At 69.2% G+C, this 22370-nt stretch carries 22 protein-coding genes; 12 read left to right on the top strand and 10 right to left on the bottom strand.

The features are described 5' to 3' along the window. Positions 1 to 27 precede the first annotated feature (27 nt). Positions 28 to 633 carry a response regulator transcription factor gene (locus FHR32_RS34965; protein WP_184758812.1) on the bottom strand — a complete coding sequence of 202 codons (606 nt, stop codon included), beginning with the start codon at positions 631 to 633 and terminating at the stop codon, positions 28 to 30. Continuing rightward, entirely contained in the window at positions 630 to 1826 is a 1197-nt protein-coding gene (locus FHR32_RS34960) for a sensor histidine kinase (protein ID WP_184758811.1), read from the bottom strand. Before FHR32_RS34960 ends, FHR32_RS34965 begins: the two co-directional genes overlap by 4 nt. Before the next feature lie 961 nt (positions 1827 to 2787). Here FHR32_RS34960 and FHR32_RS45135 point away from each other — a divergent pair. The 3 genes from FHR32_RS45135 to FHR32_RS45125 are packed head-to-tail and all read left to right on the top strand — an operon-like array spanning position 2788 to position 5214. Beyond that, the gene (locus FHR32_RS45135; protein WP_246468287.1) at positions 2788 to 3405 is read left to right on the top strand and encodes a DUF4158 domain-containing protein; all 618 of its coding nucleotides are present in this window, start codon (positions 2788 to 2790) and stop codon (positions 3403 to 3405) included. Further along, on the top strand, positions 3363 to 4634 hold the full coding sequence (locus FHR32_RS45130) for a Tn3 family transposase (protein WP_312882839.1): 1272 nt from the start codon (positions 3363 to 3365) through the stop codon (positions 4632 to 4634). The genes FHR32_RS45135 and FHR32_RS45130 overlap by 43 nt, the downstream gene beginning before the upstream one ends. Then, the gene (locus FHR32_RS45125; protein ID WP_312882860.1) at positions 4531 to 5214 is read left to right on the top strand and encodes a Tn3 family transposase; all 684 of its coding nucleotides are present in this window, start codon (positions 4531 to 4533) and stop codon (positions 5212 to 5214) included. The genes FHR32_RS45130 and FHR32_RS45125 overlap by 104 nt, the downstream gene beginning before the upstream one ends. Positions 5215 to 5567: 353 nt before the next feature. Here FHR32_RS45125 and FHR32_RS34950 read toward each other — a convergent pair whose 3' ends face one another. Next, a complete protein-coding gene (locus FHR32_RS34950) occupies positions 5568 to 6311 on the bottom strand; it encodes an SDR family NAD(P)-dependent oxidoreductase (protein ID WP_184758810.1) in 744 nt (247 codons plus the stop codon). Positions 6312 to 6410: 99 nt separating this feature from the next. Between FHR32_RS34950 and FHR32_RS45120 the strand changes: the two genes are divergently transcribed. Then, positions 6411 to 6689 (top strand): MerR family DNA-binding transcriptional regulator, encoded by a 279-nt coding sequence (locus FHR32_RS45120; protein WP_184758809.1) that lies wholly within the window; start codon positions 6411 to 6413, stop codon positions 6687 to 6689. Between the two features lie 65 nt (positions 6690 to 6754). On the opposite strand, the gene FHR32_RS34940 is transcribed toward FHR32_RS45120, so the two are convergent. Continuing rightward, positions 6755 to 7213, bottom strand: a complete 459-nt coding sequence (locus tag FHR32_RS34940) for a hypothetical protein (protein ID WP_184758808.1) — start codon at positions 7211 to 7213, stop codon at positions 6755 to 6757. 300 nt (positions 7214 to 7513) lie between these two features. Here FHR32_RS34940 and rox point away from each other — a divergent pair, with 300 nt between their 5' ends. Then, a complete protein-coding gene (gene rox, locus FHR32_RS34935) occupies positions 7514 to 8941 on the top strand; it encodes a rifampin monooxygenase (protein WP_184758807.1) in 1428 nt (475 codons plus the stop codon). A gap of 235 nt (positions 8942 to 9176) precedes the next feature. After that, positions 9177 to 9611, top strand: coding sequence for an ATP-binding protein (locus FHR32_RS34930; RefSeq protein ID WP_184758806.1), 435 nt, complete (start codon positions 9177 to 9179; stop codon positions 9609 to 9611). A 405-nt stretch (positions 9612 to 10016) separates the two neighbouring features. On the opposite strand, the gene FHR32_RS34925 is transcribed toward FHR32_RS34930, so the two are convergent. Further along, positions 10017 to 10253, bottom strand: coding sequence for a hypothetical protein (locus FHR32_RS34925; RefSeq protein WP_184758805.1), 237 nt, complete (start codon positions 10251 to 10253; stop codon positions 10017 to 10019). 164 nt (positions 10254 to 10417) lie between these two features. Beyond that, entirely contained in the window at positions 10418 to 11815 is a 1398-nt protein-coding gene (locus FHR32_RS34920; protein ID WP_184758804.1) for an MFS transporter, read from the bottom strand. 91 nt (positions 11816 to 11906) lie between these two features. Here FHR32_RS34920 and FHR32_RS34915 point away from each other — a divergent pair, with 91 nt between their 5' ends. Together FHR32_RS34915 and FHR32_RS34910 are read left to right on the top strand one after the other, a co-directional pair. Beyond that, positions 11907 to 12512, top strand: coding sequence for a TetR/AcrR family transcriptional regulator (locus tag FHR32_RS34915; protein WP_184758803.1), 606 nt, complete (start codon positions 11907 to 11909; stop codon positions 12510 to 12512). A gap of 163 nt (positions 12513 to 12675) precedes the next feature. After that, entirely contained in the window at positions 12676 to 13194 is a 519-nt protein-coding gene (locus tag FHR32_RS34910; RefSeq protein ID WP_246468283.1) for a GNAT family N-acetyltransferase, read from the top strand. Between the two features lie 341 nt (positions 13195 to 13535). Here the strand turns inward: FHR32_RS34910 and FHR32_RS34905 are convergent, their stop codons facing one another. After that, entirely contained in the window at positions 13536 to 13895 is a 360-nt protein-coding gene (locus FHR32_RS34905; RefSeq protein ID WP_184758801.1) for an ArsR/SmtB family transcription factor, read from the bottom strand. Positions 13896 to 14129: 234 nt separating this feature from the next. On the opposite strand from FHR32_RS34905, the gene FHR32_RS34900 reads away from it, so the two are divergent. Beyond that, the gene (locus tag FHR32_RS34900) at positions 14130 to 15098 is read left to right on the top strand and encodes a cation diffusion facilitator family transporter (protein WP_221466664.1); all 969 of its coding nucleotides are present in this window, start codon (positions 14130 to 14132) and stop codon (positions 15096 to 15098) included. Positions 15099 to 15143: 45 nt separating this feature from the next. Next, positions 15144 to 16018, top strand: a protein-coding gene (locus FHR32_RS34895; RefSeq protein ID WP_376773431.1) for an IS5 family transposase whose coding sequence is annotated in 2 segments (ribosomal slippage) — positions 15144 to 15533 and positions 15536 to 16018 — 873 coding nt in all. Because the reading frame shifts where the segments join, the coding sequence is not laid out codon by codon here. A gap of 285 nt (positions 16019 to 16303) precedes the next feature. Here the strand turns inward: FHR32_RS34895 and FHR32_RS34890 are convergent. Next, entirely contained in the window at positions 16304 to 16858 is a 555-nt protein-coding gene (locus tag FHR32_RS34890; protein WP_184758799.1) for a TetR/AcrR family transcriptional regulator, read from the bottom strand. A gap of 85 nt (positions 16859 to 16943) precedes the next feature. After that, positions 16944 to 17396 (bottom strand): hypothetical protein, encoded by a 453-nt coding sequence (locus FHR32_RS34885; RefSeq protein WP_184758798.1) that lies wholly within the window; start codon positions 17394 to 17396, stop codon positions 16944 to 16946. A 107-nt stretch (positions 17397 to 17503) separates the two neighbouring features. Between FHR32_RS34885 and FHR32_RS34880 the strand changes: the two genes are divergently transcribed. Further along, positions 17504 to 17974, top strand: coding sequence for an SDR family oxidoreductase (locus FHR32_RS34880; RefSeq protein ID WP_221466663.1), 471 nt, complete (start codon positions 17504 to 17506; stop codon positions 17972 to 17974). A 183-nt stretch (positions 17975 to 18157) separates the two neighbouring features. Here the strand turns inward: FHR32_RS34880 and FHR32_RS34875 are convergent, their stop codons facing one another. Continuing rightward, positions 18158 to 21079: a S8 family serine peptidase gene (locus tag FHR32_RS34875; RefSeq protein WP_184758796.1), complete on the bottom strand. Its 2922-nt coding sequence runs from the start codon at positions 21077 to 21079 to the stop codon at positions 18158 to 18160. A gap of 155 nt (positions 21080 to 21234) precedes the next feature. Between FHR32_RS34875 and FHR32_RS34870 the strand changes: the two genes are divergently transcribed. Further along, positions 21235 to 22233: a helix-turn-helix domain-containing protein gene (locus tag FHR32_RS34870; protein WP_184758795.1), complete on the top strand. Its 999-nt coding sequence runs from the start codon at positions 21235 to 21237 to the stop codon at positions 22231 to 22233. Positions 22234 to 22370: the final 137 nt, after the last annotated feature.

Here is a 22370-nt window from a genome sequence, read left to right as displayed (position 1 = left end):
TCACGGCGAAGATCCACAAAACGGCTCCTAGATCCAGCCGTGCTTGGTGGCGATGCGCGCGGCCTCGTGCCGGTTCGCAGCGCCGAGCTTCGCGATGGCGGCTGCGAGGTAGTTCCGCACGGTCCCACGGGAGAGCGAGACGCGTTGCGCGATCTCGTCAACGGGCGCGCCGTCGCGCGCAAGGGCGAGAACATCGGTCTCGCGCGGAGTGAGCGGAGAGTCGCCCGCGCCGATCGCCTCCGCCGCGAGCTCGGGGTCGACGTACCGGCCGCCACTCGCGACCTTTCGCACGACGTGTACGAGGGTGCGAGAGGAAACGGTCTTCGGCAGGAAGCCGCGCACACCCGCAGCGAGTGCCGACTTCAGATAGCCGGGACGACCGTGCGAAGTCACGATGACGCAGCGGCAGCCCGGCAGCTCGGTCGCGAGCCGTCGGGCCACCTCGATGCCGTCAGGCTCGGGCATCTGCAGGTCGAGCAGGGCCACGTCGGGACGGAGTCTGAGGGCCGTTGCGATCGCCTCATCACCTGACGCCGCCTGCCCGACGACCTCGAAGTCGTCATCGAGGGCGAGCAGCCCGGCGATGGCGTCGCGGATGAGATGTTCGTCGTCGGCGACGAGGATGCGGATCATGCGCGGTCTTTCTCCGGGAGCGGGATCGTGGCCTCGAGCAGGAACCAGTCTCCGTCGCGGCGCGTTGCGATGTGCCCTCCGAGCGCTCGGATCCTCTCGGACATCGCACGCAGTCCCGTGCCGGCGTTGGGGGTTGCCGCTGCGGGTCCGTCTGCCGCGTCGGTCTCCACGGAGTCGACGGGGTCGGCCCCGTCATTCGCGATCGTGAGGAGAACCTGCCCGTCCTCGTTCGTCGTCGCGAGCGTGACCTGCGTCGCCGCCGAGTGGCGCAGCACGTTCGTGACGCCCTCGCGGACGACCCACGCGAGCGCCTCGGCGCACTCCTCGGGTACGGGGTCACCGGTCACCGTGCAGCGGATGCCGGCAGAGTCGAGCAGCGAACGCGCGCCCGACACCTCGCCATCCCAGGTCGCACGAAGCTCGCCGCGCACGACGCGACGGACCTCGATTCCCGCCTCCTCGGCGAGCCGCCGGACGCCGGTGATCTCATCGGCTGCCTGTTCGTCGCTGCCGCGGCGAACGAGTTCCGATGCGAGTTCGCTCTTGACCGCGATCGTCGCGAGGGTGCGGCCGAACACGTCGTGGAGGTCGCGCGAGATGCGCAAGCGTTCGTTCGCGAGCGTGAGGGCGGCGCGATCCTCGTGCGCTCTCTGCAACTCGCGCAGGACCCGCAGCATCCACGCGCTCGACCAGCAGGTCCACAGGATGAGGCTGATCACCGCCGCCCCGACAATGAGGAGCGGGATGTCCGCGACGGCCGCGAGCGGGACAGCCAGGACGAGAATCGCCGCGTTGAGGTGAAGCGTCCGTCGCACGTCGAGCACAGGCACGAAGCTCGCGGCGACCGACCCGATTGCCGCCGCGACCGTCACGCCCATCGCGGGGACCGGAATCGTGAGGGTCGCGGCGACAAGCGCCACGAGGGCGAGCCCCCAGGCGATGACACCGCCGACTGCGAGCCGCCGGGCGCGGCCGCCGAGGACGTCGAAGCTCCACCGGCTGACGAGGATGTTCCCGGTGACGAGCGCGAGCGCGACGGCCACGAAGAACACGACGAGGTGCGTCCCGATGAGTCGGTAGGCGCTTATCACTCCAGCGGGGAGGGTGACGATCGGGGTCGAAACGGCGCTGTATGTGGACCAGCGCGCGTAGGTCTCGAACCGACGCGCGCTGACCGCCGACCAATCACCCATGAACCTCATTCTGCCGTCAATAACCTAGACGGATCACTTCTATCCGAGGGGGTGAGGGCCGGTCCCGTCCGACGCGTGCGCAGCCACACTACCACCGTGATTGCGATGAGGAGGATGCAGGGAATCAGCACGATGATCGACCCGGCACCCGCCGACCCGGCACCCGCCGACCGGGCACCCGCCGACCGGGCGGGCCGGGGCCGGGAAAGGCGGGCGGGGTCCGCCGCAGTCACGGCGCGCCGGGCCTTCTCCCCGCCGTCTACGGCGTCGGCGGCAAGGCCGCGGCCTCGCCCGGTTCGGGCGGATCGGGCGGCCGACGGCGAACGGGTTGGCCCAGTTCGAGCCCTCTCCCACCCACACCGCGGTGGGCGGCAGCGGCGGGTTGGTGCCGGACCGGTGGCACGGCGGCCGGGGCGGGCGCGGCCCGGCCGGAGGCCGGGAGGCATCAGTGGGGACGCGGGTCATGAGACCTTCCATGCGAAGACGCGGGCGGGGGACGCGGATGGCCTTACCGGATGGGTGAAAAGGTGTCTTGTCCCACTGATCATGGGGTGATCCTCATTGTGGTCGCATATGGCCGAGCCAGGTCAGGAGCGTGCCACCTTACATATCTGAGGTATCCGAGCGAATGTCCCACGATCAGCGGGACGCGCCTCGGGCAGATGCGACCGACCATCGAAGTGGTGCTGCTATTTCCAGCGGCAGCCGTTCGAGAGGGCGCTCACCGACCCTGAGTACATCGCGACTCCGCGTTGCGCCAGTCTCGAAGAATGTCCTCCGCGTCCACCTCGGTGAAGGCCCTCCACTCGGGTCCGCGCGATGAGCCCCAAAGTAGCTGTGTGTGACGTTGCGAAACCGGCACGTAGTAGTCACGGCTGGGTGATGTCAGTCGGTAGTCGCGTGATCACGTTTCACATTTCTTCTGGCGTTCGGTGCGAGTCGGGAGAAAGGGAGCGCGGTCATGCGGCGGGAGTGGGAGCTGGAAGACCTCATTGAGCGCTGGACGCTGGATGAGGCGGAGCGGGAGCTGCTGGCGAACACGTCCGGGGCGACGCGGCTGGGGTTCGCCCTGCTGTTGAAGTTCTTCGAGCTGGAGGCGCGGTTCCCGCGGTGGGAGGACGTGCCGACGGTCGCCGATGAGGACAAGCTGGTCTTCTGGCTCGCCGCCGAGATCTGCCCGCTGAAGATGTCGCGGGACCGGCTGCGGGCGGCGCTGCTGGCGCGGTGCCGGGAGGAGAGGATCGAGCCGCCCCGGCCGGCGCCGATCGAGCGGTTGCTGGGTGCGGCCGAGGCGATGTTCGAGCGGCAGTTCACCATGCGCACGCTCGACCGACTGTCGGCGGAGGCGGTGGTGAAGCTGGAGGAGCTGATCGCGGTCGATGACCCCGATCCCGACGGTGGATCCGGCGGGATGCGAAGTTTCCTGCAGGAGCTGAAGGAGGATCCGGGGCCACTGCAGCTGGAGACGCTGCTGGCCGAGATCGTCAAGCTGGAGCGGGTCAAGGCGACCGGTCTGCCGAAGGGTTGTTCGAGGGGGTGTCGGAGAAAGTCGTGGAGGGCTGGCGGGCCCGGGCGATGAAAATGTATCTCTCGGACTTCGCCGCCGCCCAGGCCCCGGTACGGCTGACGCTGCTGGCCGCTTTGTGCTGGGTGCGTAAGACCGAGATGATCGACGGCTTGGTCGATCTGCTGATTCAGCTGGTGCACAAGATCAGCGTGCGGGCCGAGAAGAAGGTCGAAAACGAGATCAACGCCGAGCTGCGCGGCTCCTACTCGAGGCACTACCGGCGGGGTCTGCCCAAGCTGCTGCGCGCGGTCACCTTCGGTTCTTCCAGCACCGCGTTCCGGCCGGTGATGGACGCCCTGGCGCTGCTGGACCGCTACGCCGACTCCGAGGCGGTGTTCTACGACGCGGCCGAGCAGGTGCCGATCGAGCACGTGGTGCCCGAGGACTGGCGGGACGCAGTCGTCGATCCGGACACCGGCCGGATCGAGCGGATCCCGTACGAGCTGTGCGTGCTGGTCGCGCTGCGCCAGGCGATCCGCCGACGGGAGATCTGGGTGGAGGGCAGCAAGGTCTGGCGCAACCCCGACGCCGACCTGCCGCCAGACTTCGAAGACAACCAGGACGTGCACTACCAGGCGCCGTCCAAGCCGAGGGACCCGGCCGAGTTCGTCGCCGACCTGCAGAAACGCCACGTGGCCGCGCTGAACCGGCTGAACAAGGCCCTTCGGAAAGGCACCACCGGCGGCGTGCGGATCACTCGTAAGAAGGGCGAGCCGTGGATCGCCGTCCCGCCGGTCACCAAGCAGCCCGAACCGGCCAGGCTCAAAGCGCTGAAGGAGGAGATCTCCCGCCGCTGGGGTGTGATCGACCTGCTGGACGTGCCCAAGGACGTCGACCACGTCACCGGCTTCACGGCGGACTTCACCTCGGTCGCCTCCCGCACCGTGACCGATGCGGCCGTGTTGCAGCGCCGGCTGCTGTTGTGCCTGTATGGGCTGGGCACCAACGTGGGCATCAAGCGCGTCGCCGACGGTGATGAAGTCGATAACGAGGCGGCGCTGCGGCGCACCCGCCGGTTGTTCATCAACCGCAACAACCTGCGTGCGGCGATCCGCACCGTGGTGAATGAGACGCTGAAGGTCCGCGACGCCAGCCTGTGGGATCGACCGGCAGTACACCGACACCCACGGCGCCTCGATCGTCGGGCTCGCCTTCTCCCACCCGCTGGGCTTCCAGCTCCTGCCCCGGTTGAAGAACATCGGCTCCGCGCGGCTGTACCGGCCCGGGACCGGCGAAGATGAGGCGTGGCCGGGGCTGGATGAGATGCCGTCGAACAAGACGATCGATTGGGACCTGATCGCCCGGCACTACGACCAGATGATCAAGTACGCCACCGCGCTGCGGCTGCGTACCGCCGAGTCCCACCAGATGCTGCGCCGGTTCGCCCGCAGCGGCCCCAAGCACCCCACCTACCAGGCCATCGAAGAACTCGGCCGTGTCATCCGCACCATCTTCATCTGCGACTACCTCGCCGACGAAGAACTCCGACGGGAGATCCACGAAGGCCTGAACGTGGTGGAGAACTGGAACTCCGCCAGCAAGGACATTTTCTACGGCAAGGCCGGCGACCTGACCGGCGACGACCGCGAACACGTGGAGGTCTCCGCCCTCGCCCTGCACCTGGTCGCGGCCACCATCGTCTACCTCAACACCCACCTGGTCCAGCTCGTCCTACGCGACCCCGCCTGGAACAAGCGGCTCACTGCCGCCGACCGGCGCGGCCTGTCCGCGCTGTTCTGGACCCACCTGAACCTGTACGGCCGCTTCGAGCTCGACATGAACCGGCACCTGCCCGGCCTGTTCCCCCCGCCTGCGTCCTGACACCCTCGACGTCGCCGGCGCGCTGGGCCTGTCCGCCATGCGCATGGCGGACCTGAGGCAGGCTCCGTCGCGCTCTCGGTGTAGCTCATGGACAGGCGAGCCGAGGACCTGGGCCATCGGGTCCAGTCAACCGTGCTCGAAGGCACGTTCGGCTGGCACCGGCTGGAGGTGACGCCCGACGTCCCGGTCAGGGCCGGGGCCATCGCCTTCGGCGTCCGGCTGCGGGGGCGAGGCGCCGTCCACGTGGCATACGTCCAGTTCGGGGCGGTTGCGCGACGATCTCCCGGCCGCCGCGCAACCTGGACTTCAGCGACGACGCCTGACCGGTCGAGGGCGGGGCCGCGGGCCCTGCCTCACCGTCTGCCGTTCCTATCGCGCAGCCAGCGCTCGAATTCGGCGGCGACGATGCGCTCGTCATGCACGCCGGCCGCATCGTCGGACGCCAGCCACACGATGGGCGGACCCATCACCTCGGGCTCCAGGAACTTCCGGCCCTCGGGCACGGCGTCGAGGGGCAGCATCCCCGTGACGGTCGCGCCTCCGGGCAGCAGCACGTTGACGGTGACGCCCGTGTCCCGCAGATCGGCGGCCATGATCCGGGACAGCGCCTCGCTGCCGGCACGCGACGGCCCGTAGGGGACGAACCCGGCTCGGTGCATGGTCGACTCGCTCACCGAGATGTTGACGACACGGCCACCGCCGGCGGCCAGCATCCGCAGCGTGACCTCGCGCGCCACCAGGAAGTAGCCGGTCAGATTGGTCTCGATCACCGCACGGAAGCCGTCGGCCGGCACCTCCCAGAAGCCCTGCGAGTGCGTCATGAAGCGGGGGTTGACCGTGCGCATGCCGATCCCGGCGTTGTTCACCAGCATGTCGATGCCGCCGAGCCGCGACCACGCCTCATCGACCGCCTTGGCCACCGACGACTCGTCTTGCACGTCCAGCTCGATGCCGACCGCCCCCGGCAGTTCGGCGGCGACCTCGCTCGCACGACGGCCGGATCGGCCGGTCAGCGCGACCGTCGCTCCCGCCGTTGCCAGGGCGGAGGCCATGGCGAGTCCGAGTCCGCTCGTCCCGCCGGTCACCAGCACCTTCATCGGGACACCCCCATCCCACGGACGGCCCGCCCGTACTCGCCGGCCGTGATCTTCGACAGCTTTGAAGCACTCATGACCACGGACGCTAGGACTTAGAGCGTGCTCGAAGTCAAGCAGCAGCCGGGATCCGGGCCCGCTCGCTCCGTCCCTGAGGCGGGCGTGAGCATCGCCGAGGCCGCTCGGCGCACCGGGGTCAGCGTGCACACCCTGCGCTATTACGAGCGCGCTGGTCTGGTCGTCACCCCGGTGGGTCGCACCGTCGGCGGCCGACGGCGCTACCGTCAGCTCGATCTCGACTGGATCACCGTCTGCACCAGGGGCGTTAGTAAGAACTCTGCGGCCAGGGGCCAAACTGTCGATCATGTGCAGGCGGACTGAGACAGCCCTGCGCAGATCCGGGTCACGAGCAGCGTGTGCGCCGCTGGTTCGTGACCCTTTGTAGATCAGGCGGGCACGCCGACTCGTTGCGCGAAGTCGCGAAGATCCGGGAGAGTGCGACGTCGGTCGGTTCGCATCAGGTCTTCGACCATGCGATGGACGGGCGGCCGGTGCCGGACCTCGGCGGGGGCGGCCTGCTCGGCGGCTAGAAGCGCCTGGTAGCACCGGTCTGGTTTGCCCCATTGGTGGAAGGCGCGGGCGACGTCGACCCAGTAGCGGCCACGGCGTTCGGCGGTCGGGATGGCGCCAGGGGCGACGGTCCGGGCGCGTTTGATCGCGGTGCCGTTGTCGCCGAGGACCTGGGCGATGCTCACCTGGTAGAGGGCAACGCCGGTGGCGTTGAACGCGGTGAAGCGGTGGTTGGCGTTCCCGCTGACTCGTCCCGTGACCTCGACCGCTTCGGTGATCAGCTCGCGGGCGCTGGCACGGTCACCGTCGACCGCCGCGTCCACAGCGGACGGCAAAAGGCAAAGGCAAAGGCAAGGAGGTTGCCCACTCCTTGCCACTCTCAATGTATAGCGCACCGGGGGGCTTGCGGCAAGACCCGGGTCATGCTGCAGAATCTCCGACCGAAGCCAGAACCTGTGGAAATCAGGGATTCGCGAAGTACGTGTGCTTTTGTCGACGTGTGGGTCTCGCGGATGTCGAACCCCGGTGGGACTCGCGGTGCGGTTGCGGGCACTCGGCGCGCAGCAGCGAGTGTGCGCGCCGCCGGACTGCGCGGAGCGGCTGGCCGAAATGCAACCTTGTTGAATGGGGGGTTCATGATTGATGTGATCGTGGTCGGCGGCGGACCGACCGGCTTGATGCTGGCCGGCGAGTTGCGGCTGCACGGCGTGCACGCGGTCGTGCTGGAGAAGGAGGCGGAGCCGACCAGGATTGTCCGCGCGCTCGGCCTGCACGCGCGCAGCATCGAGGTGATGGACCAGCGCGGTCTGCTGGAGCGGTTCCTCGCGCTCGGCCAGCAGTACCCGGTCGGCGGTTTCTTCGCCGGCATCAGCAAGCCGTCGCCGGACCGGCTGGACACCGCGCATTCGTACGTCCTCGGCATCCCGCAGACCACCACCGATCGCCTGCTGGCCGAGCACGCCACCAAGGTCGGCGCCGAGATCCGCCGCGGCTGCGAACTGGTCGGGCTGAGCCAGGACGAGGACGGGGTGACCGCTGAGCTGGCCGACGGCACGCAGCTGCGCTCGCGCTACCTCGTCGGCTGCGACGGCGGCCGCAGCACGGTGCGCAAGCTGCTCGGCGTCGGCTTCCCCGGCGAGCCCAGCAGGGTCGACACGCTGCTGGGCGAGGTGGAGCTGACCGTGCCGCCGGAGACGCTGGCCGCCGTGGTGGCCGAAGTCCGCAAGACCCAGCTGCGGTTCGGCGCCATGCCCCTCGGGGACGGGGTGTACCGCGTTGTCGTGCCCGCCGAGGGGGTGGCCGAGGACCGCTCGGTCCCGCCGACCTTCGAGGAGGTCAGGCAGCAGCTGCGGGTGTTCGCCGGCACCGACTTGGGCGTGCACTCACCGCGCTGGCTCTCCCGCTTCGGCGACGGCACCCGGCTGGCCGAGCGCTACCGGACCGGCCGGGTGCTGCTGGCCGGCGACGCGGCGCACATCCACCCGCCGATGGGCGGGCAGGGCCTCAACCTCGGCATCCAGGACGCGTTCAACCTCGGCTGGAAACTGGCCGCCGAGGTCGGCGGCTGGGCACCGGAGGGGCTGCTGGACAGCTACCACACCGAACGGCACCCGGTAGCCGCCGACGTGCTGGACAACACCCGCGCGCAGATGGAGCTGCTGTCCCTCGAGCCGGGTCCCCGGTCAGTGCGCCGGCTGGTGTCGGAACTGATGGACTTCGAGGAGGTGAACCGGTACCTGATCGAGAAGATCACTGCGATCGGGGTGCGCTACGACTTCGGCGAGGGGCATGAACTGCTCGGCCGGCGGATGCGGGACGTGGAGCTGAAGCGGGGTCGCCTCTACGAGCTGATGCACGGCGGCCGCGGACTGCTGCTCGACCAGACCGGCCGGCTCTCGGTGGCGGGCTGGGCAGAGCGGGTCGACCACGTCGTCGACGTCAGCGAGGAACTGGACGTGCCCGCGGCGCTGCTGCGGCCGGACGGCCACGTGGCGTGGGTCGGTGAAGACCAGCAGGAGCTGCTCAGCCAGCTGCCCAAGTGGTTCGGCGCTGCCGTCAGCTGAGCGCGCAGTTGTGGCTCGAAAGGGCAGGACCTATCTGCGGCCGTGTTCGGCGCGGTCCGGTGCCGTACCCCGCCAGTTCGAAGCCCCCGCGAAGTACGCAGACCCCCAGCAAGATCAACCTCATCGGGATTCCCAATCCGTAGGTAAGGGCGTTCCGAGGTAGCGGGTGCTTCCCGGGATGTTCGAGTACCGGATCGTGACATCTGGTCCTGGTGCTTGGGGTGGTGGCGGCCGCGTGGATTCCTTCGAAGCCGGTCACGAGGCCTACTTCACCACCTGCGAGGACCTCGTGCGCCGGTTGAAGAAGGCCATCGCCGAGCACCGCTTCCAAACCGGGCTGCGGTTCTTCGCCCAGCCCCGCCTTCTCGTGATCGACGGGTTCGGCTATCGCAAGCTTGACGAGGACGGCCGGTCCCTGCTGTTCGAGGTGATCAACGCCCACTATCTGAAGGGCTCCATCATTACCACCGGCCACGTCGGCATCAACGGCTGGGCCGAACGCCTCGGCGATCCCATGCTCGCTGCCGCGCTCATCGACCGGCTGCTGCACCGCGGGATCATCGTCGGCGTCGACGGCCCGTCCTACCGGATGCGCTCCCACCAGGCCCGAGCCGACGCCCTCCGCAAGGCCGCAGGCACACCCACCGCCAGCAGGGCGGCCGGGTCGTGACCCGCGCCAAGAAGCAGGTTCGCACCGCCACCCGCAAGTGCGCCACCTGCGGGCAGGCCTTCACCTGGACCAGCCGCAACCCCAAGCGCCGCTTCTGCGATCCCATCTGCAAGGCCCGCTGGTGGCGCGCCAGCAACAACGATGGCGACACGGCCGCCAGCACGGACACCGCCGAGCTCACCACGAACACAAGACAGCCCCATACCGACAGCACGACCGAAGTCGGTACGGCGAACGCCGTCACCATCCGTACCACCCGTACGAAGCCGGATACCGCACCGACCAGGCCCCGACCGGCATCCAGAACTGCCCGAACTGCCACGAACCGGTCGCCGTTATCAACCTGCTCGTCACGCCCGCGGCAGCGTACGTCAACGCGCCGTCACAATCCGTGACGAACCACAGCTAAAGCCGTACTCTAGAGATCAACCAGGTGAGCATTTTCGATGAGCAGCACTGGGCACTTCCATAGAGCGTCATCAGGAGATCAGCGCCGCGACCTCGAAGATCACCAGGGCGGTCACCGAGGTCGGGGCCGGCGAGCACCGCGAGGAAGGCGATCGCATAAGCGCCCACCTGGTTGAGGATGTGGATCCACAACAGCGCCTTGGCCGCCCTGGGCGGCGAAGCGAACGCCCACACCTCCGTTATGACACTGCGGATACCACCACCATCAGACCCGGACAAACCGGGCGAGTGTCATCGTGGCAAACTTCACCGACAGCATGGGGTCACACGAAGAGACCATGCCGCTTCAACCACCTGCCGCTGACGCATTCGAGCTGGTCGGCGCCGGGAGATCATCGTCAGCGTGTGTTGGCTCGGCCGGGTGTCAGGACGGCGGCCACGAGGGCCGCGGCACCTGCGGCGACCGCGGCGAGGATGAAGCCGTTGGTGAACCCGGAGAGCGTGTCCCCGATCAGGCTGGCCGCTGCGACGCTGGAGATGACAGCGGCTCCGATGGAGGCACCGAACTCGTGGAATGTGCTGACGATGCCGGAGGCGATGCCGGATTCGTGTGGGGCCACCTGGCCCAGAGCGGTCGCTGACGCGACGACGAACATCGCGCCGGTCCCGGCGGCTGCGACCGCTGTGCCCACCACCACGGTCGCGGGGTGCATCGACAGGGCGGGCACGGCCATGCCGACCGCGGTGACGAGCAGTCCGGCCACGGCGAGCCGGCGCGCTCCCGCCCGGGCGATGGCCCGGCCGGTGAGGTTGGCCCCGAGCATCGTCGCCACCGCGACCGGGAGGAACAGCAGACCGGTCTGCAAGGCGCCGAACCCTTGCGCGTGCTGGAAGTAGAAGGTGCCCAGGAAGAACACCGCGATCATCAGCGCCGTTGCCATCAAGATGAGGAACGTGCCGGTGGCCACCGGGTGCCGGGCCAGCAGCGCGAGGTCCATCAGGGGCGACCTGGCAGCCTTCTGCCTGGCCGTGAACGCCAGGTAGCCCATCGCGGCCGACAGCACGAGCCACCCGGTCGTGGCGGTGAGCCACCCGTGGTCTCCGGCACGGGTGATCGCGTAGATCAAGGCGCCGGATGAAGCGGTGACCAGCAGCGCACCGAGCACATCGAGCCGGGGCCGAGGCGCGGCCACGGCCTGGTGCGGCAGCATCCGGGCGAGAGCGGCGAGGATCATCAACCCGATGGGCACGTTGATGAAGAAGACCCATGGCCAGCCCGGGCCGGCGGTGAGCAGCCCTCCCAGCAGCACGCCGAGGGCCGCGCCCCCACCGCCGAGCGCGGACCAAACCCCCAGCGCCTTGTTCCGCTCGTCACCGTCGAACAGGCTCACCACCAGTGACAGGGCAGACGGGGACAGCAGTGCCGCGCCGAGTCCCTGCGCGATGCGGCCGCCCAGCAGCATGCCGGCCGAGTCGGCGAATCCGGTCACCAGCGATGCCGCCGTGAAGATCAGCAGGCCGGCGAGTACTACTCGCTTGGCCCCGATCAGGTCAGCAAGGCGCCCGCCCAGCAGCATCAGGCCGCCGAACGTCAACGTGTACGCGCTTACCGTCCACGTCACCGCCTGGCGGCTCAGGCCCAGGTCGATCTCGATGTGTGGCAGCGCGATGGCCACGACGGTGATGTCGAGGATCAACATCAGCTGGGCCACACCCAGGAAACCCAGGATGCGCCATCGCAACGGATGGGCCGAACCGCTCTGCGCGGATGTCTTGTTGATCTCCTGCTGTGCCATCCAGGACCTCCGGCAATAACTCGTATATTCGTGTACGGCTTCTAGTCCGGGAGGGTAACACATACATCCCCGTACGAGTTAGGATGGTGGTATGCCTACCGCCGCTGCCGGTCCGCGTCGGCGCGCGGACGCCGAACGCAACATCGCCCGCATCGTCTCCGCCGCACGCAAGAGCCTGAGCGGTGATCCGAACGCGAGCGTCGACGACATCGCCAAAGCCGCCGGAGTGGGCCGGATGACGCTCTACGGCCACTTCGGCACCCGGGCAGAACTAGTCGAGGCCGCCCTGATCGACGCACTGCGCGCCGGCGAGGAGACGCTGTCAGCCGTCGATCTCACCGGGGACGCTCAAGACGCTCTGGCCCGGTTGCTCGACTCCGGCTGGTCCCTCGTGGCCGAGTCCATGGCGTTGTTGACCGCCGCCCAGGGAACTCTTCCCGCCGGACGCATTCGCCAGCTGCACGCCGCCCCCGCCCAGCGTGTCGAAGAGCTCATTCGCCGCGGCCAGAACGAAGACGCGTTCCGCACCGACCTGCCGATCGCCTGGCTGGTCAGCGCCGTGCACTACATCCTGCAAGGCGCCGCGGAGGAGAACCGCGCCGAGCGCCTGAAGACAGAGGACGCCGCCCGCGTCGTCACCGCGACGGTGCAGTCGCTCCTATCGCCTCCCCCACCGGACTTCCACGGATCGAGGTAACACGACCCTGTAGGCCCGGCTCTCGCCCAGGCACTGCCAAGCACGAGATTCGGGCAGGGAACTGCCCGCGTTTCCTGGGGGACAGCATGTGGCTTCGCTGCCCGAACTCCCACCAAGCCCGCTATGTCCTGGTGACCGTCCCACCATGAAAGGAACCACTGCTTTGTCCCCTATCACCCGGTTGCCGGCCGATGAGTTCCGCGAGAACATCAAGAGCCTGGCCGACCTCCTCGTCGACGTCGTCGCCGAGGGCTACTCGCTCGGCTTCCTCGCCCCCTTCGACCAGGACGCGGCGGCGGCCTGGTGGCGAGACCAGCAACCCGCCGTGGACGGCGGAGGCCTCAGAGTCTGGGCGGCCCACGGGCCGGACGGCATCATCGCTACCGCCTGCCTCGTCCTGGAGGACAGGCCCGCCGGACGGCACCGCGCCGAGATCGTCAAGATCATGGTCCACCCCGACGCCCGAGGCCGGGGCCTGGGCCGCGCCCTCCTGGCCACCGCCGAACGCGCCGCGGCCGAGGCCGGGATCACCCTTCTCCTCCTGGACACCGTGAGCGGCACGGCGGCCGAGCACCTCTATACGAGCGCGGGCTGGAAGCGGTACGGCGTCGTCCCCGGTTACGCGGCAGACCCGCACGGCACCCTCCAGGAGTCCGGCTTCTTCTACAAACAGCTCACCTGAACCCCGGCGCGCCGCGCCCCGTCCACTCACAATGCCGGCCCCAGGCATTCGCTGTTTCGCAGCCCGCCCGCCCACGCGGCGCGGCCTCCTATCCGAATACGGCATCGGATCCCGGCTGGAGGCGGTGAATCTGCACGGGGGCAACGACTCCCGTGCGGCGGCAGCGAGCGGCGCGTAGGTCTTCCTCGCCGGTGGCCAGCACGATGAGCACGGTCAGGAAGGCGGCCGCGGCCGTGAGCAAGGCGGCAAGGCCGGTTCCTGCGATCGGCGCGACAAGTGCGGGGACGGCAGTCTGACAGGGCGGGAGCGACTGACGACGCAGCTCAACCACTGGCCCGCCGTCAGTCCTGGTGGCGGGGGATGTTCGAGACCTCATGGTCGGCGTGGAAAAGGGCCTCGCCGATGAGGGTGCAAACGTGGACGTCGCGGGCGCGATACAGCACGCGGCGGCCGTCGCGCCGGGTGTGGACCAGGCCGGCGAGGCGGAGTTTGGCCAGGTGCTGGGAGACCGAGGGGCGCGCGACCGCGATGGTCTCGGCCAGGGAGCCGACGTCGTATTCGCCCGAGGCCAGCAGCCACATCAGGCGCAGCCGGGTGGCGTCGCTGAGCATGCGGAAGGCCTCGACGGCGGCCTCCACCTGGGCGCTGGTGGGTTGTTCTTGCGGCGGGTTGGCACCTGAGGCGTTGTCGCGTGCGTACATGACTACATATAGTCCGAGAGAAGGGCACCGATTACAAGTGAGGTAGCGATGTCTGACCAGCAGGATGCCGGTTCTTTATCCCCCCAGGAGTCCCACGGACACAGGCATGGGCATGGGCCCGAGTCCGGCAACGGACCCCAATCCGGCCACGGGCACGGACATGGGCACGGACATGGGCACGGCCATGGGCACGGCCATGGTGAGTCGGTCGGGGGCGGCCGGCTCAGGCGCTTGATGGCGCGGGCCGGTCATGCCTTCACCCCGCACAGCCACGACAGCGCCGACAAGAGCGATGCGGCGCTGGAGTCCAGCAGCCGCGGAATGCACGTATTGGCCATCTCTTTCGCCGCCCTGGCGGTGACCGCCGTGGCCCAGGCGGTGATCGTGGCGTTCTCCGGCTCGGTGGCGTTGCTGGGCGACACGTTGCACAACTTCGCCGACGCCCTGACCGCGGTGCCGCTGGCGATCGCCTTCGCTCTGGGGCGGCGGGTGGCCACTCGCCGCTTCACCTACGGCTACGGCAGGGCCGAAGACCTGGCGGGGATCATCATCGTGTTGATCATCGCGGGCTCGGCCGCGTTCGCCGGGTACGAGGCCGTCAAGCGCCTGATCAACCCCCAAGACGTCCAAGCGCTCGGCTGGGTCGCCGCCGCCGGGGTGATCGGCTTCCTGGGCAACGAGTGGGTGGCCCGCTACCGGATCAGGGTCGGCCGCGAGATCGGCTCGGCCGCGCTGGTCGCCGACGGCCTGCACGCCCGCACCGACGGCTTCACCTCGCTGGCCGTACTGATCGGCGCGGGCGGCGCGGAGTTGGGATGGCCGATCGCCGACCCGATCGTCGGTTTGACGATCACCGTCGCGATCTGCTTCGTGCTGCGGGATGCGGCCCGTGAGATCTACCACCGGCTGATGGACGCCGTCGATCCCGCCCTGGTCGACCAGGCGGAGCAGATCCTCACCGCCACCCCCGGCGTGCAACGGGTTGGATCGCTGCGGCTGCGCTGGATCGGTCATGCGCTGCGCGCCGAGGTGGACATCGTGGTCGAGTGCGACCTGTCGCTGGTCCAGGCGCACGCCGTGGCGGTGCAAGCCGAGCACCGGCTGATTCACGACCTGCCCCGCCTGCGCGCCGCCACCGTACACGCCGACCCGGACGGCACCGACAGCGCCGATCACCACGCCCTCCTGGCCTCCCACCGCTAGGGCGTGTATCGAAAGTGGATCTTGGCCGTGAGATGATCTTGGTTCGTGGGGCGTGGAGATATGACGGACGAGCAATGGGCCGTGCTGGAGCCACTGTTGCCGAAGGGCAAGAAGCCCGGCCGGCCACGGACATGGACACGGCGGCAGCTGATCGACGGCATACGTTTCCGGGTCCGTACTGGCATCCCGTGGCGGGACATGCCCGAGGAGTATGGGCCGTGGGGCCGGGCGTACGACCTGTTCCGCCGCTGGCAGCGCAACGGCACCTGGCAGTACGTCTTCACCCTGCTCCAGGCCCGGGCCGATGCGAAGGGCCTGATCACCTGGGATCTCAACGTCGACTCCACTGTCTGCCGGGCACACCAGCACGCCGCCGGAGCGAGGAAAAGGGGGAACTGCAAAAGGAGCCGCCCGGCGGCGGCGCCACCGAGCCCGACGACCACGGCCTCGGACGCTCGCGCGGCGGCCTGACCACCAAGCTGCACCTGGCCGTCGAGCAGGGGCAGAAGCCCATGTCCATCGTGATCACCGCTGGGCAGCGCGGGGACTCCCCGCAGTTCGAGGCCGTTCTGGGCCGCGTCAGGGTGCCCCGGTTGGGGCCGGGCCGACCACGCACCAGGCCGAGGCGGGTTCGGGCCGACAAGGCGTACGCCTCCCGCAAGAACCGCGCCTACCTGCGCAGACGTGGCATCCGCTCCACCATCCCGGACAAGGCCGACCAGGCCCGCAACCGAAAGAAACTCGGCTCTCGTGGCGGCCGTCCGCCGAAATTCGACCCAGTCGACTACCGGGAGCGGCACGCCGTCGAGTGTGGAATCAACCGGCTCAAAAGGCACCGGGCGGTGGCGACGCGGTACGACAAACTCGCGGTCCGCTACGAAGCGACCGTCCTCGTAGCGGCCATCAACGAGTGGCTGTGACCAGCACGTGTGATAGTCGCAGGTGACGATCTCGTGGTCGCGGCAGGCGGGTGAGGGTGGCGGGCTCGGCCCGCGCCCGCCACCCCACACGGGCGGCATGGTGGCCGGGTGCAGCGCGATCACCTGGTGGCGGGGCCGGGGCCGACCGGCAGGTCAACGGCGAGCAAGTGCAGCAGACCAGACCCGGTTTGCCCCGGCCCTTCCCCCTGCGGACCCGGCTTTAGCGTGCGCGATCTATTAGGTGGCGTGAGATGGCTCGGTGAGTCTGGGGTTGTGCCACCAGGATCAGCTTCGCTGGATGCCAGTGAGCAGGATGTCCGCGAGTTTGTCGGCGTAGTCGTCAGGGTCGATGTGGGGGCGGTTGGTTCCGAGGTATCCGATCATCATGTCGATCGCGCCTTGGTAGGTGATGGCCATCACGCGGGTGTCGAAGTCGCGCAGGGTTCCCTCGGCTTGGCCGCGTCGGAACAGCGATTCCTGTGCTTGGTAGGTCTCTTCGTAGGCGTCAGGCGTCAGGCGCGGCGTGCCATCGGGGTGACGCAGGTTGTGCGCGATGTGGTTGAGTGCGGTGAGTTCTCCCCGGTGGGTGACGGTCAAGGCCGCAGCTCGGCGTAGAGCTGCGCGAATGATGTCCGGGACGGGCTCGGTCAGGTCGAGCGAGTTCGCGATGCGGTCGCGGATGGTAGTCATCGTCGCTTTGGCGGTGGACTCCATCAGGTCGTCCTTGTCGGCGAAGTAGTGCCAGAGCAGGCCCTTGGAAACGCCGGCCCGCTCGGCGATGCGAGTCAACGACAGGCCGTCGTAACCGCAGTCGGCGAGTTCCTCCACGGCTGCGGTCATGATCTGTGCCCGGCGTTGATTCTCGTCGAGTCGACGCCGACGCGCACCCGACCTTGTGATTTGTGAGGACGAAGTGGTCATGCCGTCACCGTGGATCATTGGCCTGGTCATCGGCGACTGGCTGACGGTTCCGGCGAACCCGGATTGACAGGATCGCAAGGGTCAGCATCATTGCGGCGATGACGAGCATCTCGACGCGCATCCACGCAGGGAAGACGCCAGGCAGCGCGGCCTCGACGAGATTCACCACCAGCAAGACACATCCGATGATGGTGAGCGCACGAAGGCCGGAGGGGCTCCCTTTGAGTGCGGCGCGCGTCCGCACGGGTAACACGATCGCGAACACGGCGACGATCACGGCGTGACCCCATGCCTCTGAGGTCGCCAGATGTGGTGCCGCCACCGCCAGGACGGCCAGGGCCACCAGCGTGCCCAAGGCCACGACCACGTAGGCGGCTACCAGTCGCTTCACTCTCGCGAGCGATACAGACGCGAGCGATGTCGACCCGAGCTCATCTCTTTCAACGCTATTGACCATGCGGTCAATACTATCCCAATTGACCGCATGGTCAATAGACGGGGGTGGGGGTGCCTGACCGGTGAGCTCGCTGGGGGAGCAGTGGTGCATCGGCAGTCGAGGTGTGGTTGTGCGGCACGAGCAGCCCCCGGCTACATTCGATACACGCCCCCTACTTCATCATCCAGCGCGCGCTCCCGCTGCTGGCCGATGGCGGACGCATCGTCAGCCTCTCCTCGGCCGTCACCCGGATCGCCAACCCCGCGCAGACCTCCTTCGCCATGACCAAGGGCGCGGTAGAGACCATGAGTCGCACCCTCGCCCTGGCACTGGGCGACCGCGGCATCACCGTGAACGTCGTCGCACCGGGCGCGACCATGACCGAGGTGAACGCGTCGCTGTTCCCCCCTGAGACGGCGGCGTTCCTCGCCGGGCAGGCGGCGCTGGGGCGAGTCGGCCGGGCCGAGGACGTGGCCGACGTGGTGGCCTTCATTGCCTCCGACGATGCTCGCTGGGTGACCGGGCAGGTGCTGGACACCAGCGGCGGGCTCCACCTCGGGGCTCGGGTGGCGCTTGCCGGCGTCGGCCGTACAGGATGAGGAATCGTCGTAGGCAGCGCCACCAGGCGCTCGTTGTGCCCGACCTCGGCGCTGGTGGGGGGTAGGCGTCGGCGGTGTCGACGAGGGTGACGCCGGCGTCGAGCGCGGCGTGGATCGTCCTGGGGGACACGCGCGACGCGGGCCGCTCCCGGGAGGGAACGGCCCGCGTCGGATCGGTTCAGGTCAGTTGATCGTCACGATCGTGCCGACCCCGCTGGGGTACTCGATGTAGCCGGTCGCCGTCCGGTCCGGCTGGCCGGACCAGGTGGCCGTCAGCGGGAACGTCGTTCCCGGCGTGACCTTCGGTTTGTCGGGCGTCACCGTCAGCGCGCCGGACCCGGAGCCGGCGTCCACGACGTTGACCTGCGTACTGAACGGCGTCTCGGCGCTCCCGAAGGTGAGCACGGACAGGGTGTACTTGCCGGGCCTGGGATTGGCCAGGACCGCGCGGTAGTCCTCCCACGAGGTGACCCAGGCCAGGCCCTGCATCGCGCCGCCCTCGGTGTAGCCCAGGATGGCGCCGACCTCCGTCTCGGGGTCGCCGGGGATGAGCTTGAAGGAGACGGCCTTGGCGCCTTCGGGCACGACGACGGAGACTTCCTTGCCCCAGATGTCGCCGGGACTCACGGTGCCGGGCACCGGGTCGGCGGAGACGGGGCCGTAGGCCTTGACGGGGAACTTCGACACGCCGGGGGTCACGTCGTAGGTGAGCGAGCCCTGCGGACCCGCGCCCTTGACCTCGGCGGGCGCCTTGGCGCTCAGCGGGGTGACCATGATGGGGCTGCGGACGGCGGTGTTCTCACCCTGCCAGGTCAGCGAGCCGACGATGGCGCCGGCGCCGGTGTGGCGCGTCATCTCCATGGAGACGGTGAACTCCTTGGTCTCACCCGCCTTCTTGAAGACCAGGCTGGAGGGCTTGACCTTGGTCTTGATGTCCGGCAGGTCGACGGCCGCGCGGTAGACGCCGGGGGTCAGCGCCGTGACCTTGCGAGTGAGGGTCCTTGAGCCGAACAGAGCGCCGACCGCGATGCTGGGGTAGTTCAGGTCGCTGGTGGCGACGGGCGCGGCGCCGGTGCCGGTCTTGACGCCCAGCCCCTCCAGGTACCCGTACCAGTCCTGGGCCGCGGCGTCATAGACCAGGCCGGGCTTCAGCATGCGGGCGGGGTCGACGTGACCTGAGCCCTGCGCGAAGAGGTCGGGCGTTTTGGTGTCGTAGGCGGTGGTCATCATCGCCGACTTGACGGCGGCGGGCGACAGGAGCGGGTTCGTGCCCAGGTACAGAGCGGCCAGACCGGCGATGTGCGGGGTGGCCATCGAGGTGCCGGAGTAGAAGTCGAAGTCCTTGCCCTGGTTCCCGGGGGGCGCGACGGCGGCGAGGATCGACACGCCGGGGGCGGCGATGTCGGGCTTGATCAGGTCGCCGTTGTTGCTGAGGGAGGGGCCGCGCGAGGAGAAGCTGGCGACCTGCGGGTATACGGCACCCTCGGTGGAGGAGGAGGGGAGCAGCGTCACCGTCGCGCCGGGGGTGGCGGCGTAGGCGAGGACCTTCTCGGTGTCGGGGGTGTTGATGTGCACGGTCGGTACGGCGTGCACGTCGGCGCCGGTGTCCTGGTCGCTGGGATTGCCCAGCACCATGCCCACGCCGCCGGCGCGCTTGACCTCGGCGGACTTGTCCACGCGCGGGGTGACGCCGCGCACGCAGTAGATGATCTTCCCGGCGGCCTTGGCCGGGTCCAGCGACCCCTCCGCGCAGACCTGGGCGTCGGAGTCGGAGGCGGCGGCGTTCTTCACCGACACCGAGGTGGCCAGCGGCTTGGGCCCGAACGGCGCGCTGACGGTGGTGCTGGCGCCGCGGAAGGTGCTGCCGTCGCCCAGCCGCACGTCGGCCAGGTAGGGCGCGACGGTGCTCGCGGCGACGGTGGTCGTCCACGGGGCGGTGTTGTCCAAGGTGGAGGCGTCGGGGCCGGAGTTGCCGCCCGCGGTGGCGACGAAGATGCCGGCGTCCGCGGCGGCCAGGAAGGCCAGCTGGACCGGGTCGTCGGTGGAGGACTCGTTCGCACCGCCGACCGAGTAGTTGATCACGTCGACGCCGTCGGCGACGGCCTGGTCGATGGCCTCGATGATGTCGGAGGTGTAGCCGGTGCCTCCGTTCGGGCCTTCCCACAGCGCCTTGTAGACGGAGACGGCCGCTCCGGGGGCGACGCCGGAGATCTGGCCGAAGTCGATGCCGTTGGCGGTGGCGGGGACGGCGTGGTTGCCCGCGGCGGTGCTCGCGGTGTGGGAGCCGTGCCCGCCCCGGTCGCGCGGCGAGGCGTACTCGCCGGTGGCGGCGGGGTCGTTGTGGTTCAGCCAGGCCTTGCCGAAGTACCTGGCACCCACCAGCTTCTGATTGCACAGATCGGCGGTGAACTCCGTGCCGGTCTCGCACAGGCCGGTGAAGGTGGAGCCGTCGGCCTTCTTCATGACCGTGGCCGTGCCCTGGCGGTAGGGCCGGTAGGGGTCGGCGGCGGCGGGCGCCTCGGCGCCGAGCGAGGGGCCGGCGAAGGAGGGGTTCTCCGGCCAAACGCCGGTGTCGATGACGCCGACCACGATGCCCTTGCCCGCCTTGGCGGCGCCACCGAGCGAGGCCCACACGCCCTTGTCACCTGACAGGCCGAGGAAGTCGCTGGAGTTGCGGTCGTCCAGAGCCTTGCGCAGGGTGTCCTGGACGACGGACACGACGCCGCCCGTCCGGTGCAGCCTGAGCGCCTGAGCGGGGGTGAGCTCGGCGACGAAGCTGTTGGAGGCGACGGAGTTATGCCGCTGCGCGGTCACGCCGACGCTGCGGGCGACCTCGTCCTGGCGCTTGGTCAGGTGCTCGCGGTAGCGCTTGGCGTCGGCGCTGGCCGTGTCGACCTTCCTGCCCTTGCCCTTGCCCGGCTTGGTGGCGGCGATGCCGTCCACGCCGCCGCCGTAAGTGGCGAGCGGCTGCCCTGCGAGGGTGACGATGTAAGTGGAGGGGGTGCCTGTCGCAGCGGGTTCGGCGAGCGCCGGTGCCGCGGCGGAGGTGACCGCCAGCGCGGCGGCGAGCGCCATGGCGCTGTAGACGCGGGGGTTGCGGGACATTGCTCCTCTTGAGGGGATGAGTCTGCCACCCGCCCGGCCAAGATCGCCGGAGGGGCCGGTGAGCAGTCAACGGCCTGCGAGGATCCCTTGTCGAGATATGGTTATGACATTTTCGGCCATATGGCCAAAAGGGACACGATCCGGTCAGGTGGTACGTGGAGGAGCGGCGGGTTCTCGGCGGGGTTGGGATCGCGGAGTTCGACGAGCGGGTGTATCGGTTGCTGCTGAGGCAGCCGGGCCGGCGCACCGCCGAGCTCGCCGCGGCCCTCGGGGTCACCTCCTCGCGAGTGCGGCTCGCGCTGCGCCGGCTGGCCGAGGTGGGCCTGCTGCGCAGGACCGGCCCTGGCGGCTACGAGCCGGTCTCGCCCGAGGCGGCGCTCGGCTGGCTGGTGGACAGGCGCCGCCTGGAGGCGGAGGCGAGCCTGGCCAGGGTGCGCACCATGGTGGGCAACTTCACCCAGCTCTACCACTCGGGTCGGATGTGGGCCGAGCCCGCGGGCGTGGTGGAGATCCTCTCCGGCGAGGATGCCGTCAAGCGGCAGATGACCGAGCTGGCCCGCTCGGTCACCACCGAGCTGCTCTGCTTCGACAGCCCGCCGTACCTGGGCCGCCCCGACTCCTCCCACGACACCAACGAGTCGGAGCTGGAGGAAACCAGGGAACTGCTGGCCCGCGGCGTGGACATCAGGGTGGTGTACTGCCCCGGCTCGCTCGCCAGGCCGGGCCGCATGGAGACCCTGTTGCGCCTGGCCGAGGAGGGCGAGCGCTCCAGGTTCCTGTCGCGCCTGCCGTTCAAGCTGCGCATCGCCGACCGGAGGGTCGGGCTACTGCCCTTGGTGGACGGCGTCTACGACAACATCGCGCTGCTGCACCCCTCGCGGCTGCTGGACGCGCTCATCGAGCTGTTCGACGTCTACTGGGAGCGTGGCCAGCCGCTCACCGGCGACTCCCCACCGGCGGATGACAGGCCCGCCGAGGAGGACCTGCTGGTGCTGCGGCTGCTGAACTCGGGGCTCAAGGACGAAGCCATCGGCAGGCACCTGGGCGTCAGCGCCCGCACCGCGACCAGGAAGATCGCCGCGGTCGTGGAACGGCTCGGCGTGACCACCAGGTTCCAGGCGGGCGTGGAGGCGGCGGCGCGGGGCTGGCTCTGACCCTTCCTTGGGCTCCCGCCCGAATCATGATGGATTGTGGGCTTTGACGCCTCCCGGGTACGCACGCTCTATCCCGCCCTCGCCGACGGATAGGTGTCAGTTCCAGATGGATCTGGCCATCGTTAACGCCTCTGACC

This window comes from Streptosporangium album (genome assembly GCF_014203795.1).
Lineage (GTDB): Bacteria > Actinomycetota > Actinomycetes > Streptosporangiales > Streptosporangiaceae > Streptosporangium > Streptosporangium album.
This window is presented reverse-complemented; position numbering and strand designations above follow the sequence as displayed.

Excerpts from the sequence above, each read along its gene's own strand:
- FHR32_RS34965 (WP_184758812.1), bottom strand. The coding sequence starts at position 633 with ATGATCCGCATCCTCGTCGCCGACGACGAACATCTCATCCGCGACGCC.
- FHR32_RS34960 (WP_184758811.1), bottom strand. The coding sequence starts at position 1,826 with ATGGGTGATTGGTCGGCGGTCAGCGCGCGTCGGTTCGAGACCTACGCG.
- FHR32_RS45135 (WP_246468287.1), top strand. The coding sequence starts at position 2,788 with ATGCGGCGGGAGTGGGAGCTGGAAGACCTCATTGAGCGCTGGACGCTG.
- FHR32_RS34950 (WP_184758810.1), bottom strand. The coding sequence starts at position 6,311 with ATGAAGGTGCTGGTGACCGGCGGGACGAGCGGACTCGGACTCGCCATG.
- rox (WP_184758807.1), top strand. The coding sequence starts at position 7,514 with ATGATTGATGTGATCGTGGTCGGCGGCGGACCGACCGGCTTGATGCTG.
- FHR32_RS34920 (WP_184758804.1), bottom strand. The coding sequence starts at position 11,815 with ATGGCACAGCAGGAGATCAACAAGACATCCGCGCAGAGCGGTTCGGCC.
- FHR32_RS34915 (WP_184758803.1), top strand. The coding sequence starts at position 11,907 with ATGCCTACCGCCGCTGCCGGTCCGCGTCGGCGCGCGGACGCCGAACGC.
- FHR32_RS34905 (WP_184758801.1), bottom strand. The coding sequence starts at position 13,895 with ATGTACGCACGCGACAACGCCTCAGGTGCCAACCCGCCGCAAGAACAA.
- FHR32_RS34900 (WP_221466664.1), top strand. The coding sequence starts at position 14,130 with ATGGCGCGGGCCGGTCATGCCTTCACCCCGCACAGCCACGACAGCGCC.
- FHR32_RS34890 (WP_184758799.1), bottom strand. The coding sequence starts at position 16,858 with ATGACCGCAGCCGTGGAGGAACTCGCCGACTGCGGTTACGACGGCCTG.
- FHR32_RS34885 (WP_184758798.1), bottom strand. The coding sequence starts at position 17,396 with ATGGTCAATAGCGTTGAAAGAGATGAGCTCGGGTCGACATCGCTCGCG.
- FHR32_RS34875 (WP_184758796.1), bottom strand. The coding sequence starts at position 21,079 with ATGTCCCGCAACCCCCGCGTCTACAGCGCCATGGCGCTCGCCGCCGCG.